Annotated in this window: 12 protein-coding genes and 1 other annotated feature; of the genes, 11 read left to right on the top strand and 1 reads right to left on the bottom strand. The window is 37.3% G+C overall.

Annotated features, from left to right (window positions below; genetic code table 11):
- The first annotated feature begins 214 nt into the window (after window positions 1-214).
- From ACEN4I_RS09630 to pheT, 11 genes are all read left to right on the top strand, one after another.
- Window positions 215-1,000, top strand: a complete 786-nt coding sequence (locus ACEN4I_RS09630; protein WP_407095610.1) for an SDR family oxidoreductase — start codon at window positions 215-217, stop codon at window positions 998-1,000.
- 253 nt (window positions 1,001-1,253) lie between these two features.
- The gene (gene gcvT, locus ACEN4I_RS09625) at window positions 1,254-2,366 is read left to right on the top strand and encodes a glycine cleavage system aminomethyltransferase GcvT (protein ID WP_407102771.1); all 1,113 of its coding nucleotides are present in this window, start codon (window positions 1,254-1,256) and stop codon (window positions 2,364-2,366) included.
- Between the two features lie 28 nt (window positions 2,367-2,394).
- Window positions 2,395-2,802, top strand: coding sequence for a glycine cleavage system protein GcvH (gene gcvH / locus ACEN4I_RS09620; protein WP_407095613.1), 408 nt, complete (start codon window positions 2,395-2,397; stop codon window positions 2,800-2,802).
- 1 nt (window position 2,803) lies between these two features.
- Window positions 2,804-4,156, top strand: a complete 1,353-nt coding sequence (gcvPA, locus tag ACEN4I_RS09615) for an aminomethyl-transferring glycine dehydrogenase subunit GcvPA (protein WP_407102772.1) — start codon at window positions 2,804-2,806, stop codon at window positions 4,154-4,156.
- Window positions 4,149-5,603 carry an aminomethyl-transferring glycine dehydrogenase subunit GcvPB gene (gene gcvPB / locus ACEN4I_RS09610; RefSeq protein WP_407102773.1) on the top strand — a complete coding sequence of 485 codons (1,455 nt, stop codon included), beginning with the start codon at window positions 4,149-4,151 and terminating at the stop codon, window positions 5,601-5,603. Before gcvPA ends, gcvPB begins: the two co-directional genes overlap by 8 nt.
- Window positions 5,604-6,119: 516 nt before the next feature.
- Complete coding sequence (locus ACEN4I_RS09605; protein ID WP_407095616.1) at window positions 6,120-7,508, top strand: peptidoglycan DD-metalloendopeptidase family protein; 1,389 nt, start codon at window positions 6,120-6,122, stop codon at window positions 7,506-7,508.
- A 113-nt stretch (window positions 7,509-7,621) separates the two neighbouring features.
- On the top strand, window positions 7,622-8,374 hold the full coding sequence (locus ACEN4I_RS09600) for a TrmH family RNA methyltransferase (protein WP_407095617.1): 753 nt from the start codon (window positions 7,622-7,624) through the stop codon (window positions 8,372-8,374).
- A gap of 336 nt (window positions 8,375-8,710) precedes the next feature.
- Window positions 8,711-9,259 (top strand): HD domain-containing protein, encoded by a 549-nt coding sequence (locus ACEN4I_RS09595; RefSeq protein WP_407095618.1) that lies wholly within the window; start codon window positions 8,711-8,713, stop codon window positions 9,257-9,259.
- Window positions 9,260-9,390: 131 nt separating this feature from the next.
- A complete protein-coding gene (locus ACEN4I_RS09590) occupies window positions 9,391-9,762 on the top strand; it encodes a winged helix-turn-helix transcriptional regulator (protein WP_407095619.1) in 372 nt (123 codons plus the stop codon).
- A 63-nt stretch (window positions 9,763-9,825) separates the two neighbouring features.
- Window positions 9,826-10,054: a binding site (T-box leader), on the top strand.
- Between the two features lie 55 nt (window positions 10,055-10,109).
- Window positions 10,110-11,156 (top strand): phenylalanine--tRNA ligase subunit alpha, encoded by a 1,047-nt coding sequence (pheS, locus tag ACEN4I_RS09585; protein WP_407095620.1) that lies wholly within the window; start codon window positions 10,110-10,112, stop codon window positions 11,154-11,156.
- 4 nt (window positions 11,157-11,160) lie between these two features.
- Window positions 11,161-13,578 carry a phenylalanine--tRNA ligase subunit beta gene (gene pheT / locus ACEN4I_RS09580; RefSeq protein WP_407102774.1) on the top strand — a complete coding sequence of 806 codons (2,418 nt, stop codon included), beginning with the start codon at window positions 11,161-11,163 and terminating at the stop codon, window positions 13,576-13,578.
- A gap of 48 nt (window positions 13,579-13,626) precedes the next feature.
- Here the strand turns inward: pheT and rnhC are convergent, their stop codons facing one another.
- Complete coding sequence (gene rnhC, locus ACEN4I_RS09575; protein ID WP_407095622.1) at window positions 13,627-14,556, bottom strand: ribonuclease HIII; 930 nt, start codon at window positions 14,554-14,556, stop codon at window positions 13,627-13,629.
- Window positions 14,557-15,299 lie beyond the last annotated feature (743 nt).

The following is a 15,299-nucleotide window of genomic DNA, read 5'->3' as shown; positions in this document are numbered from 1 at the left end:
GTTTAACTCCTTCGGAGTACCGTTCTTTAGCCTCATAAAAAAATACCACGTTGAGCATCTTATTCAATGTGGTAGGGTAAACAATTATTTTGTTTTTTAACCTGTCTACTTGACGGGGAGTGGTTCAACTTAGTCTCAATCTTATTTGTTTTATATCGATTAATGGTATAATTTGTCCAAACGTTTTTCATTATTGAATATGAGGGGGAGAAGAATGGATTTAGAATTAACCAATAAAGTTGCACTTGTAGTAGCTTCAAGTAAAGGATTGGGAAAAGCCATCGCCAAGGAATTGGCTAAAGAAGGTGCCAACGTGATGTTGACTAGTAGAACAGAAGAAACTTTACAACAAGCGGCAGAAGAAATTCAAGCTGAAGCTGCAAGTAAAGTAGCGTATTTTCCAGCTGATATTACCAAACCAGAAGATATCAGAGCATTAGTGCAAGAAACCAAGACTCAATTTGGAAAAATTGATATCTTAATCAATAATGCGGGAGGACCTCCTTCTGGAAACTTTACGGATTTTGAGGATGAAGATTGGGTAAACGCATTCGAATTGAATTTATTGAGTTACATTCGCTTGATTCGAGAAGTGTTGCCAGATTTAAAAGAAAATGGCGGAAAAATCTTAAATGTGGCGAGTTCTTCTATTAAATCAGTTATTCCAGATTTAATATTATCGAATACTTTTCGTAACGGTATCAATGGGTTAAGCAAATCATTAGCAGTAGAGTTGGCGCCTGATCATATCATGGTCAATACGATTGGGCCTGGGAGAATAGCTACGGACAGAATTCAAGTGATGGACCAAAGAAAAGCTGACGCAAAAGGAATGTCATTAGAAGAAGTCACCGCACAATCGGAAAAAGAAATTCCCATCGGTCGCTACGGAAAACCAGAAGAATTTGCCAAAGCAGCTGTATTTTTAGTTTCTGGAGCGAATACTTATGTTACTGGACAATCTATTTTAGTGGACGGCGGGATGGTAAAAGCACTTTAATAGTAAAAAAGAAAAGACTGAGGTAGAACGATTATCTCAGCTTTTTTTGTGCAGTAATAAAAAAATTTCAGCTGAATTCAAACTGACAGGAAAAGCATCTAACTAGTGGGACCCTTCTCGTAACCGACGAGCTATACACTTTGCTCCACTCTCGAAAAATTATTTCTTGAATAAAGAAAGACAATGGTAGCGGAATCTTTTATAATGTAGATAAGGAATAAAAAAGTGTGATCAGAAAGTTAGGGGGAATAAAATGTCGGAGCAATCTAATTTAAATAAAACACCGTTATATGACTATTATAAAAAAAATAACGTAAAATTAATCGACTTTGGTGGTTGGTCGCTTCCAGTTCAATTCACCGGTATTATAGAAGAACACGAAGCCGTACGTACAAAAGCTGGATTATTTGACGTGTCTCATATGGGAGAAATCTTGATTGAAGGAACACATGCGACAGCTTGCTTGAATCATTTACTGACCAATAATGTAGCTTCTATCCAGATAAATCAAGCTCAATACAACGCAATATGCCATCCAGACGGAGGGACTATTGATGACTTGATCATCTTCAAGCTGTCTGAGGAAAAATATCTTATGACACCCAATGCGGCAAACAAAGATAAAGTATGGGAATGGATGCATCAACACTTAGAAGACAATGTCTCTCTCAAAGATCTTTCTGCCAAAATGGGGCTGCTGGCGCTTCAAGGGCCGACAGCTGAAACGATTCTGAGTAAATTAACAACGGCAGACTTGAGTACGATTCAATCGTATCACTTTCTACCAAGTGAAAAGGTGGCCGACATTTCCAACATTCTGATAGCCAGAACAGGATACACTGGTGAAGATGGCTTTGAGTTGTACACAGCAGCGAATCAAATCGAAAAACTATGGGACTCTTTGTTGAAAGTCGGTGCAGAATACGGACTTAGACCATGCGGACTTGGTGCAAGGGATACGTTAAGATTAGAAGCAGGCTTGTCTTTATACGGACACGAATTATCTGATGACATCACTCCTTTAGAGGGTGGGATTGGATTTGCTGTGAAAACGAAGAAAACGGCTTCTTTTATCGGTCAAGAAAAATTAGCTGCTCAGCGCAGTGAAGGCTTGAAGAGAAGAATCAGAGGAATTGAGCTTTTGGACAAAGGTATTGCACGTGAAGGTTATCCTGTTTACTCAGAAGACGGAACAGGAATTGGGGTCGTCACATCAGGGACTAAATCACCGACTTTAAAGAAAAGTATTGGGTTAGTTTTGATCCAAAATGATTATACTGCACTAGAAACTACAGTGTATGTTGGGGTGAGAAAGAAAAAAATCGCTGCTCAAATCATCGCTACACCTTTTTACAAACGACCATAAAACTTTATACAAGGAAGGAAGTTGCAACATGACAAACAATCAAAATAATTTGTATTTTACAAAAGACCACGAATGGGTACTAGTTCTTGAAGGCAATATTGCTCGGATGGGAATTACCCAATATGCTACAGAACAATTAGGAGATATCGTTTTTGTAGAAGTTCCCGAATTAGATTCTGCTGTTTCAGTCGAAGAAGAAATCGCTACTGTGGAGTCTGTAAAATCAGCTTCGGAGATTTTTACGCCTCTAACGGGAACGATCATTAAGGTGAATGACGAATTAGAAGACAGTCCTGAATTGGTGAATGAATCACCATATGAAAATGGCTGGTTAGCAGAAATTCAAGTTGAGGATGCAGATGAATTGACTCAATTGATGAATCAAGAAGCTTATGAAGCTTATGTGAAGGAATTAAAAGAGGAAGAAGGTCAATAATGTGACAAATGAATTTCGCTATCTACCAGATACGGAGCAAGACACAGCTGAAATGATGGAAACGTTGGAAATTCATTCTATTGAAGAGTTGTTTCAAGATATTCCAGAAACTATTCGGTTGAGAGAAGAGTTCACTCTTCCCGAGACTCTTTCAGAATCGGCTTTAACGACTCACATGCGTCAACTAGCAGCTAAAAATGTCAGTACAGATGATGCGGCTGTTTTTTTAGGAGCAGGAACGTACGATCACTACATTCCTAGTGTAGTAGACCATGTTATCTCTCGTTCTGAATTTTATACGGCTTATACTCCATATCAGCCCGAGGTCAGTCAAGGAGAATTACAAGCTATATTTGAGTTTCAAACGATGATCACAGAATTGACGGGTATGGAAGCTGCTAATTCTTCCTTATACGATGGGTTTACTTCTTTAGGAGAAGCAGCCAATTTGGCCGTAACCACTACAAAACGTTCTAAAATTCTGGTCTCTAAAGGAGTTCATCCTCAAGGGAGAGAAGTTTTAGAAGCCATCTCAAAAGGCCGAGAATTTGAACTAGTAGAACTTCCATTGATGAAAGACGTTACAGATCTTACTTATCTAAGAGAAAAGATTGATGAACATACGGCAGCAGTTGTTGTTCAATACCCGAATTTTTTAGGCTCTGTGGAAGACTTGAAAGCTATAAAAGAACTGGCAGCTGCTCAAAAAGCCCTTTTCATTGTAATGGCTAATCCATTAGCTTTAGGAGTATTGGAAGCTCCTGGGAAATTAGGTGCAGATATCGTGGTAGGAGATATGCAGCCATTAGGATTGACTATGTCAGCTGGCGGACCACATTGCGGTTATTTTACTGTAAACAAAAAACATCTGCGCAAAATTCCGGGTCGGATTATCGGACAAACCACGGATAACGAAGGCAAACGTGGATTTGTCATGACCTTACAGACGCGTGAGCAACACATTCGTCGTGAAAAAGCGACTTCGAATATGAGTTCCAATCAAGCTTTAAATGCCTTGGCTTCAGCAGTGTGTATGGCTGCTTTAGGTAAAGAGGGAATCCAAGAAATGGCGCAATTAAATGTGGACAAAGCTGATTACTTAGCGAACCAATTAAAAAATAAAGGCTTTAGCATTTATAACCAATCTCCTTTCTTCAATGAATTTGCAGTGAAATTAAACCGTCCTGTTTCAGAAGTAAACAGCTTGCTTTTGGATAAAGGGATTATTGGCGGTTATGACTTGGAACCTGATTATGAAATGGAGAATACGATGCTTCTTTGTGTGACCGATCAACGAACCAAAGAAGAGATCGATGATTTGGTTTCTGTACTGGAGGAATTAACTCATGAATGATTACACGGATATCTTATTTGAAATCAGTCAACCAGGAAGAACAGCTTATAGTTTGCCAAAAAGTGATGTTCCGCTTATTTCGTTAGCAGAAAAGTTCTCAAAAAACTTTTTGCGTGAGGAAGCTGCCGAATTGCCGGAAATTTCAGAGCCTCAATTGATGAGACATTATACGGCTCTGTCTAATAAAAACTTCGGTATAGACAATGGCTTTTATCCACTTGGCTCATGTACGATGAAATACAATCCGAAAATCAATGAAGATGTTGCTCGTTATAGTGGATTTGCCTCTATCCATCCTCTTCAGCCGACTAGAACTCTTCAAGGTGCTTTCCAATTGATGTACGAACTCCAAGAAGATTTAAAAGTCGTATCTGGCATGGATGCTATTTCCTTGCAACCAGCAGCAGGCGCACAAGGTGAGTGGGCAGGTCTGATGATCATTAAAGCCTATCATGAAAAAACTGGCGATCTGGACAAACGACGAAAAATACTTGTTCCTGATTCAGCTCATGGGACCAATCCAGCAAGTGCTGTAATCGCAGGTTTTGATGTCGTGGAGATTCCTTCAAATGATGATGGAACAGTTGATCTGACTGCCTTGAAAAAAGAAGTCGGAGAGGATACAGCTGGATTGATGCTGACCAATCCGAATACTTTAGGTATTTTCGAAAAAGATATTCTTGAAATAGCAGATATTGTTCATGAAGTGGGCGGATTACTGTACTACGACGGCGCTAATTTGAATGCCATCATGGGAATTACATCACCTGGTGCTATGGGATTCGATATTGTTCATTTAAACTTGCACAAATCGTTCAGTACACCTCATGGAGGAGGCGGTCCAGGATCGGGTCCAGTAGGTGTAAAAGCTTATTTAGAATCTTATCTGCCTGTTCCGAGAATTGAAAAAACAACTAATGGATTCGAATTAAACTCAGACTATCCATTATCTATTGGTAGAATCAAAGGCTATTTTGGCAATTTTGGTGTCAACGTACGCGCCTACACGTATATACGTACCATGGGAGCCAGTGGATTAAGAAAAGCTTCCGAAAGTGCCGTACTTCACGCAAATTATTTGCGCAAGCGCCTAGAGCCTTATTATGATTCTCCTTACAAGCAAGTATGCAAACATGAATTTGTATTATCTGGGAATCGACAAAAGAAATTAGGCGTTCGTACATTAGATATTGCTAAACGATTGCTGGACTTTGGATATTATGCACCAACGATTTATTTCCCTTTGATTGTAGAAGAGTGTTTAATGATCGAACCAACAGAAACGGAATCAAAAGAAACCTTAGATAAATTTGCAGATGCAATGATTCAAATCGCTAAAGAAGTAAATGAGACGCCTGAATTAGTTACAGAAGCACCTCATCATACATCTGTAAAAAGATTAGATGAAGTAACTGCTGCAAGAAAACCTGTTGTTCGGTATGAATAGAAAAAAACTAGTCCTAAAAAAACCACTCAAAATGAGTGGTTTTTTTAAGACTAGTTTTATGAAAGTAGAAAAAAACAGGTTTTTTTTTAGAAGAAAGAAATTAAATGAGATTTTGATTAAAATACATAACGTAATGTTTGAACACTTTTTGTCTTATTTTTAGTTAAAACTTTTACAAAATAACAACTGAATTCTAAAGATTTCTTTAATAAATAACAAGTTTAGTCTTGATAAATCAGTAAAACGAACGTATTTGAAAACGCTTTAAAATACAAAAGTAAAATTGAATGAAATTTGAACAATTACTGTTAGATAGACGTTTAGGAGGAGTAGAATACGACGAAAACGTTTGCGGTAATCATTCTGTAATATTGCTTGCGTTTTGTTACACAACTAAAATCTTAGAATGTTTTTTTGTGTGCTATATTTTTCTTAGCGAAAAAACAATAAAAAATTTACTAAATATAACACAACTGAATTTTACTAAAAGCGAATTGATCATATGGAGGAAATAAATTGAAAAAGAAATTACTTACTGGTTTACTTGCAGCATCTATGTTAGTCAGTCCATTGGTTATGCCGACTGAAGCAGCGGCTGATACTTTAGAAGACATGCGTCAAGAAAAAGAACAGTTAGAACAAGAAAATCAAAATATCCAAAACAACATCAACGTACAAGAAGAAACTTTAAAAACTTTAGCAGAGGAAAAGTCTGCTTTAGAAACTGATGTCGTTAATTTACAAAAAGATATCGATCAAGTTGTTCGTGAATTAAATGAACAAGAAAAGAAATTGAAAGCAGCAGAAGAAAAAGTTGCACAATTGCAAAAAGAAATTGAAGAATTAAAAGTATTGATTGCACAAAGACAAGAAAAAATTGATAACCAAGCTAGAGCAGTACAAACAGATGGAAACTCTGCTAATTTGTTAGACATCGTTATTTCTGCTGAAAGTCTTTCAGATTTGTTAGGCCGCGTTGGAGTGGTCAACGAATTAGTAGATGCCAACCAAGAAATCGTTGTAGCTCAAATTGAAGATCAAAAAGCCTTAGAAGCTAAAGAAGCTGAAGCTGAAGCCGAACGTGTCGCTATCGAAACACTAAAAGGTGAAATTGAAATGAACCGCAATACGTTAGTGGCTCAAAAAGATGAGTTGGATAAAAAAATTATCCAAGTAGCTGCTAATTATGATATGACTGAAGAACAAAAAAATGCTTTTGTGAAAGAGCAAGAAGTTATCGCAGCTAAAACAAGTACTTTAAGTGTAGAAATGAAAGCTGAACAAGATCGTATCATTGCTGAGCAAAAAGCTCGTGAAGAAAAAGAACGTCAAGAATTAGAGGCCAGAGAACGTAAAGCGGCTGAAGAAGCAGCTGCAGCAGCAAAAGAAGCTGAAGCAAGCAAAGTGGCTACTACATCAAGTAGTTCATCTAGCTCAAGCAGTTCTTCAAGCGAATCAAGCAGCTCGTCTAGTTCAAGTAGTTCTTCTTCATCTAGTTCAAGTTCTACAACATCAAGTTCTGGCTTCATTCGTCCGTCTAATGGATACACAACTTCTCCCTACGGATATCGTTTCCACCCGATCGAACATGTCAATAAATTACATGGCGGAATGGACTTTGGCGGCGGTGGCCCAATCGTAGCTTCAAAAGGTGGTACAGTAGTGAGAGCTCAGTACCATAGTTCATGGGGCTGGTACGTGAAAATTGACCACGGTAATGGAATTGAAACGCTGTATGCACATATGCAACCAGGTAGTTTACGTGTAAGTGTTGGACAAAAAGTTTCTCAAGGACAACAAGTAGGAACTATGGGTACTTCTGGTGGATCAACAGGAATCCATTTACATTTTGAAGTATACAAAAATGGAGTACGTACAGATCCAGCACCATATCTTGGAATGTAATTTATAGAACGTAAAGTACAACAAAAATAAATAGAATAATTGGTGTGGGACTTTTGTTCCACACCTTTTTTTAGTACACTAACTCTATGCAAATGAAGAGAGGTATTTATAAAATGGAAAGAATTTTATCTAAGAAGAATGATCGAGTGAAAAAATGGAAAAAGCTCCATACAAAAAAAGGAAGAGAATTAACAGGAGTTTATTTGATTGAAGGCTTCCATCTAATAGCAGAAGCGATGGAGCACAATGCTCCTATCCAAGAATTTTTAGTATCTGAACAAGTAAAAGAGACACTATTTGAAAAATATCCCCAAGAGAAGGTAGTCATGATTTCAAAAGAAATAGTGGATTATTTAAGTGATACTGAATCACCACAGGGCGTATTTGCTATTGTTGAAAAAGAAATGCCTGGTACGCCAGCAAATTTTACAAAACCTTATTTACTTTTAGATAATGTTCAAGATCCTGGAAATGTTGGTACGATGATCCGAACAGCTGATGCTGCAGGTTATGGAGGAGTAGTATTAGGAAAAGGTACGGTAGATTTATACAATAGTAAGGTGTTGCGTTCAACTCAAGGAGGACATTTTCATTTTCCGGTCTACGAAGGTGATTTGAATGAGTGGTTTGTCTTGTTTAAATCTCATCATTTCCCGATTTACGGAACAGAGCTGAACGAAGATGCAGCTTCTTACCGTGAAATCAATGCTCCCGAGATTTATGGTCTTGTGATGGGAAATGAAGGAAACGGTATGGATAAAGAACTATTAAAACAAACTACCAAAAATCTATACATCCCTATCACTGGACAAGCAGAATCTCTAAACGTAGCAGTAGCAGCCGGAATTCTAATGTTCAGCTTATAAGCTGCGGAGGCCGCTTGGTAGATACGGCCAGAAAATAGAAACTATAAACTGAGGCAAAGTCTCATTGCATTCGCTTTGTACCAATTCGCTAAGCTTTGTTTCACAAAGCAAGCTCAGTAGCAATGTGGAGTGCCTCGTGCAGTTCTAAAAAAAAAGAGAGACTGCTAATGATTCAAAAGCTGAGGTAAACTTGATACAGATTATGACAAAAATGTTAAGTCTATAGTAAGAAATGATGAATTCAATGAAATACGCTTTTATTTTATACTTAAACGCTGTATGATAAGACACAACATAAATAAAGCATCATACTAATTTGATAAAGGAAGTTCTTGAATGACACAGGCTAGCTGGAAATTAGATTCTGATTATGTGGCTTTAATTGAAGACTTAATTCAATGCGAAGAAGTACAAAGTTTAAAGACCATAACACATCATCATTTTTCAACGAGATTAGAACATTCAATCAGTGTCTCTTATACGAGTTACAAAATTGCTAAAAGATTGAATTTAAATTGTCGAGCTATAGCACGTGCAGGTTTGCTTCATGACTTTTTCCATGAAGATCGAGAAACCTTTGCTTCAAGCTATTCAGGGTATTCACATGCCTCTTACCATCCCCATGTGGCTCTGAAAAATGCTCAATTATTGACAGAATTAACCGACCTAGAGTGCGATATTATTGTAAAACATATGTGGTTGGCATCTCCTGCTTGCATACGTCAGTTACCTAAGTTCAAAGAAAGTTATGTAGTAACAATAGTAGATAAGTATTGTGCGACCAAAGAAGTGTTAACTCCTTTGCCACAGCTGCTTAAAACCAATTTACGACATAAAGCTAAAAATGTTTGGACGCGCTTGAAACCAGTAAATGTATCTCAATAAAGTAGGTTCGTTCCCCCATTTAATGAGATAATTAAGTGGGTTTTTTTAATGAGAAATAGTCAAATTGACGGAAATCTACTTACTTTTAATAATGAAATGTGCTATACTATAGGAAAAAGAGGTGAAATAGGATGATAACTGTTAAAAAAGAAAATCAAAATACTGTAATCTGCGAGTCTAAACAGAAAATGATTTGTCCTAAATTTGAACGGACTTTTTCATTTTTAGGGAAAAAATGGATAGGCCTTATCATCGATGTATTACTAGATGGACCTCGCCGTTTTAAAGATATTGCTTCAGCTATTCCAGAAGTAAGTGATCGAGTATTAGTAGAACGCTTAAAAGAATTGGAAAAAGAAGGCATCGTTATGCGTACGGTTGATCCAGATGCTACAATGCGTGTTGCATATACATTGACGGAAAAAGGAACTGCTTTTAGAGGCGTTATGAATGAAGTTCAGCTTTGGGCAGATCAATGGATCGCTCCCGAAGAATGCAAATAACCCCTAAATAAGCTTGACGGATTCACTTGGATTCGGTTAAACTAAATGAGAATTGAATAGTTCACAGAAACGATGACGGAAAAGAGTAATTTGAACAGTTTTTTTAAGAGAGCAAATGCCGTTGGCTGGAAGCATTTGTAAAAACAGTCGAATGAAGTTCACTTCCTGAGTTGACTTTGGAATTTACACTAACGTAATGAAAAAAGTTCCGGTATGCGCCGTTATGCAATTGAGTGTAAGTCTATTTGACTTAAACTAGGGTGGTACCGCGAATCTAAGCCTCGTCCCTTTTATAGGGATGGGGCTTTTTGTGTGTTCAAAAATGATAATTGGATAGGAGTAGAAAAATGGAATTAAAAACGAAACTTGAAACGCTGCAACTTGAAGTGTTAAACAAGGTTGAATCAGCTGCTGATTTAAAGTCTTTAGATCAAGTTCGCGTAGCGTATCTTGGTAAAAAAGGTCCTATTACAGAAGTACTCAGAGGTATGAAGGATCTTGATCCTTCAGAACGCCCAATAGTAGGTGCTTTAGCTAATGTGGTCCGTGATGCTATTCAAGGGGCTATTGAAGAACGCAAAACGATTTTAGAAACAGAAGCGATTCATCAAGCTCTGCTTGAAGAAACGATCGATGTGACTTTACCTGGAAAGCAAGTTGCTAAAGGACAAAGCCATGTATTGACACAAATCATGGAAGAAATCGAAGATTTGTTTATTAGCATGGGGTATCAAGTTATTGAAGGACCAGAAGTTGAAGAAGACAATTACAACTTTGAACGAATGAACTTGCCTAAAGACCATCCAGCTCGAGACATGCAAGATACATTCTATATTACGGATGAAGTATTGCTTAGAACACACACTTCCCCTGTACAAGCTCGTACAATGGATAAACATGATTTTTCAAATGGACCCTTAAAAATGGTCAGTCCTGGGAAAGTATTCCGTCGAGACAGTGATGATGCGACTCACTCTCACCAATTTCATCAAATTGAAGGACTAGTTGTTTCAGAACAAGTCAGTATGGCTGATTTGAAAGGAACATTAGATCTTTTTGCGAAGAAATTATTTGGTGCTGATCGTGAGATCCGTTTGCGTCCAAGTTACTTCCCGTTTACAGAACCTTCTGTTGAAGTTGATGTCAGCTGCTTCAAATGTGGAGGAGACGGCTGTAATGTATGTAAACACACTGGTTGGATCGAAATTTTAGGTGGCGGGATGGTACACCCTAACGTGTTGGAGATGTCAGGAATTGATTCTTCTGTATACAGTGGTTTTGCTTTTGGTCTTGGTCCAGAGCGCGTAGCTATGCTGAAATATGGAATTGACGACATTCGTCATTTTTATCAAAATGATTTGCGTTTCTTAAATCAATTCAAGGTAAAGGAGTAGTCCCATGAATGTATCTTATAAATGGTTAGCAGAATATTTAAATTTAGAATCTATTACTCCGGAAAATTTAGCGGACAAATTAAGTCGCACCGGAATTGAAGTGGAAGATGTAGCAGTTCCTCAAGAAGGATTAAAAAAAATCGTTGTTGGTCATGCAGTAAAAGTTGTAGATCATCCTGATTCAGATCACTTACACATTTGCCAAGTGGACATTGGAGAAGAGGAACTTTCACAGATTGTTTGTGGAGCTCCCAATATTGAAGCAGGTCAAAAAATCATTGTGGCTTTACCTGGATCTCGTATTACAGGCAATAAAAAAATCAAAAAAAGTAAAATGCGCGGAGAAGTTTCAAATGGTATGGTATGTTCTCTAGAAGAATTAGGATACTCAGACAAAGTGATTCCCAAAAAATACGCAGACGGTATCTATGTTTTACCCGAAGAAGCTGTTCCCGGAGAAGAAGTTTTCTCTTATTTAGCTATGGATGATGCTATTCTTGATTTGGCTGTTACAGCAAACAGAGCAGATGCACTAAGTATGCGCGGTGTTGCTCACGAAGTTGGAGCTGTTTACAATCAAAAACCTGTATTTGAAACGATAGAATTGAAAGAAGACGCGTCAGAAAAAGCTGAAGATTATCTATCAGTAGCGATTGAAAATAAAGAGGATGCGCCAATTTATTCGATTCGAGTCATCAAAGACGTAAAAGTAAAAGAAAGTCCTATGTGGTTGCAAACGAAATTAATGAATGCAGGTATTCGTCCATTAAATAATATTGTCGATATCACAAACTATATTTTATTGGAATACGGTCAACCGCTACATGCTTTTGACTATGATCAGTTAAAATCAAAAGAAATTTTAGTTCGTCGTGCAAAACAAGACGAAATATTAGTGACGTTAGATGAAGAAGAACGCAAATTGACTCCAGCTAACATTGTGATCACGAATGGTGAAAAACCAGTAGCTTTAGCCGGAGTGATGGGCGGACTAGATTCTCACATTACAGACGATACGGTTACAGTAGCTTTAGAAGCGGCTTTATTTGAACCCATCTCGATCCGTAAAACGGCTAAAGAATTGAATTTACGTAGTGAATCCAGTTCACGTTTTGAAAAAGGGATCAACTTGGCAACGTTGCAACAAGCTAGTGAACACGCTGCTGCTTTAATGGCAGAATTAGGAGAAGGAACAGTTGTTTCTGGCGTGTCAGCGGTAGATACAGTAGAGGTAAATGCTGCTGTTGTGACTACTACGTTAACTAAAATCAATCGTTCATTGGGGACTGAAATTTCTGCTGAAGATGTAGAAGCTATTTTCCAACAACTCGATTTTAGCGTAACGATCTCGGCAGACAACGTTGAAGTCGTAGTACCACCTAGACGTTGGGACATTCATATCGAGGCTGATTTGATTGAAGAAATCGCTCGAATCTATGGGTACGATAATCTACCTTCTACACTTCCAAAAACAGAGTCTATTCCTGGTGGATTGTCTACAAAACAACGCTTAGTTCGTCATACCAGACGCTTTTTAGAAGGATCTGGTTTAACGCAGGCCATTAGTTATGTATTGACGACTCCAGAAAAAGCGAGCCGCTTTATGATGCGTGAAAGCGAAGCTACACAACTGGACATGCCGATGAGTGAAGAACGCAGCACATTAAGAATGAATCTGTTAAGCGGTTTGTTGGATGATGTCCAATATAATTTATCTCACAATAACAACCATGTAGCCTTGTTTGAGACTGGTCGTGTGTTCTATCATGAAGCAGGCCAAGTATTGCCGCATGAGCAAGAACATTTAGCCGGTGTATTGACTGGCTCAATGCTTGCAACGGATTGGCAAGAAGAAGGGCAAAAAGTTGATTTCTATGTTCTTAAAGGAATTCTAGAAGAGTTGCTTTTAACTTATGGACTAGTGGGCAAAATAGATTATGTACAAGAGGCTAATTACACTGAGATGCATCCGGGTCGTACGGCTGCTATTACTTTAGAAGGCAAAGAAATTGGTTTTATGGGTCAAATTCATCCAGTAACAGCAAATGAACTAGATTTGAATGAGACTTATGCTTTTGAAATCAATTTTGATGCTGTTATTGAAGCAGAAAAAGAACCGACAATTTATCGTTCGATTCCTAAATACCCTGGTATGACAAGAGATGTTGCGTTATTAGTGGATGAAACAACTACAAACCAACAAATTGCAGATGTTATTGTGGAAAAAGGCGGAAAATACTTGCAACACGTTCGTTTGTTCGATCTTTACCAAGGGGAACATATTGCAACGGGTAAAAAATCAATGGCTTATACATTAGCTTATCTAAATCCTGAAGCAACTTTAGTGGAAGAAGAAGTCACAAAAGCTTTTGAAGAAGTGAAAACAGCTTTAGCAAAACAACTAAACGCAGAAATACGCTAAAAACAAAACTAGTAGAATGTCCATTTTGGATGTTCTACTAGTTTTATTTTATTTGTATCCTGCAATTTTTTTAGCTTTTTCAGTATTGGCAAAATGAAGTTTAACATATTTGTTCAATAAAGACACACCGCCGCGTTTTAATAATTTTGCAGCGACTAAATCCACATTGGATCCGGCTCCCGATGGGATTTTTGTACCAGCTTCTTTTGTCAGGTCCTCTAAACCAGTTAAAAAAGCATAACGAGCAATGATGGAAGCCGCAGCTACTGCTAAATGATGACTTTCGCCTTTTGTTTGAAAATAAACATTTTCTTTTACTTGGACAGTTTGATCTTGAATGTGTTTAAAGTAAGTTGTCGGCAGTTCGAACTGATCAATTAAAATCGCTTCAGGTGTAATAGGTGCAATTTTAGTTAACACGTGATGCAAAGCTTGATTATGCAGTACGGCTTTCATTTTTCCTTGAGTCATTGTTGGTTGAATATGATTGTACTTTTCTGGCATTACATTCAGTAAACTATATGGTAAGAAAGTAACCAAATCTTTTGCCACACGACAAATTTCTTTATCCGTCATTTCCTTAGAATCACGCACGCCCAATTCTCTCAATAGTTCAAACTGAGAGCGATCGACATAAGCTGCAACGACCGTCAATGGTCCGAAATAGCTGCCGGTTCCTACCTCATCACTACCTAAAACAGACCAGTCACTAAAGCCGTTAGGCAAAGAAGAGTCAACGCTTTTTACTTTAGGTTTCTTCTTGGTGATTTCTCCTTTAGCTTTCCAAATCGTTACCTCATTAGTAGAGTTGTTTCCTTGAAACAACACTTTTCCAGATTTGTATGCCGTAATGTTGACCGCTCCTTTTTTAGCAGCAAAGAGACTACCTGGAGGTGTATTTGGCTTTAAATAACTTTTGTAATATTCTTTCATTTCATTTAGTGTCGTTTTAGATACTAAAAGCACTTCGTTAGACATCCTACCACTCATTTCATAAAAATTTCTTTTCAAAGACAACTAATCGTTTGTTGTCCAAATGTTTCTTTTAATAGTATAACAGGCTGTACAAGAAAAAGTTTATTTTACGAGACAGAACCCAAAAATAGTTTTTTATTTAAGATGAAAAATTATCACATATGACACAAGTATTTAATGGAAATAAATTTTTTATCAAATGTCAAATAGATGGAGATAAAATAACGGTCAAAATATACTTTTCAAAGTATACAAAATGAAAAGTAAAGTTCATGTTTTTTTGTTAAAGTGAACTTAATATATAGCAAAGGGGTGACGAATTGCAAGTAAAGGTTTCTTACCTACAATACTCTCTGTCAATTGCCCTGCACTGTGCCACTCGTAAATTCATTGGACTTAATAAATATAAAAAAAACTTTTAAATATTCGTTTAAAAATGTCATATATGATAAAAACATCTATTTTGATTCTTGAAGAGTAAAGTTCTTTAAAATAGTTGTTCTGCTGCCTTATTTTTGTCACAAATTAGTCAGTAATGAATAGCAACTTTAAGGAAGTATTTTTTTACTTATCAAAATCTCAAAGGATAAAAAAGACAACAGAAGAACCAAACGCCTCTCTTCGCTTCCTTTCTAGGAGAAGCAGACAAACTACCTCGCTCTACGTCATCATCTTATGCACAAAAAAACTGCTTATCCTCATAAGCAGTTTTTTTGTGTTAGGAAGTTAGAAAACTGAACCTACAA

It is taken from the genome of Desemzia sp. FAM 23990 (assembly GCF_045528485.1).
Taxonomy (GTDB): Bacteria; Bacillota; Bacilli; order Lactobacillales; family Carnobacteriaceae; genus Desemzia.
The sequence above is the reverse complement of the archived record's forward strand: the minus strand, read 5'-3'. Positions and strand labels throughout refer to the sequence as shown.

Excerpts from the sequence above, each read along its gene's own strand:
- ACEN4I_RS09630 (WP_407095610.1), top strand. The coding sequence starts at position 215 with ATGGATTTAGAATTAACCAATAAAGTTGCACTTGTAGTAGCTTCAAGT.
- gcvT (WP_407102771.1), top strand. The coding sequence starts at position 1,254 with ATGTCGGAGCAATCTAATTTAAATAAAACACCGTTATATGACTATTAT.
- gcvH (WP_407095613.1), top strand. The coding sequence starts at position 2,395 with ATGACAAACAATCAAAATAATTTGTATTTTACAAAAGACCACGAATGG.
- gcvPB (WP_407102773.1), top strand. The coding sequence starts at position 4,149 with ATGAATGATTACACGGATATCTTATTTGAAATCAGTCAACCAGGAAGA.
- ACEN4I_RS09600 (WP_407095617.1), top strand. The coding sequence starts at position 7,622 with ATGGAAAGAATTTTATCTAAGAAGAATGATCGAGTGAAAAAATGGAAA.
- ACEN4I_RS09595 (WP_407095618.1), top strand. The coding sequence starts at position 8,711 with ATGACACAGGCTAGCTGGAAATTAGATTCTGATTATGTGGCTTTAATT.
- ACEN4I_RS09590 (WP_407095619.1), top strand. The coding sequence starts at position 9,391 with ATGATAACTGTTAAAAAAGAAAATCAAAATACTGTAATCTGCGAGTCT.
- pheS (WP_407095620.1), top strand. The coding sequence starts at position 10,110 with ATGGAATTAAAAACGAAACTTGAAACGCTGCAACTTGAAGTGTTAAAC.
- pheT (WP_407102774.1), top strand. The coding sequence starts at position 11,161 with ATGAATGTATCTTATAAATGGTTAGCAGAATATTTAAATTTAGAATCT.
- rnhC (WP_407095622.1), bottom strand. The coding sequence starts at position 14,556 with ATGTCTAACGAAGTGCTTTTAGTATCTAAAACGACACTAAATGAAATG.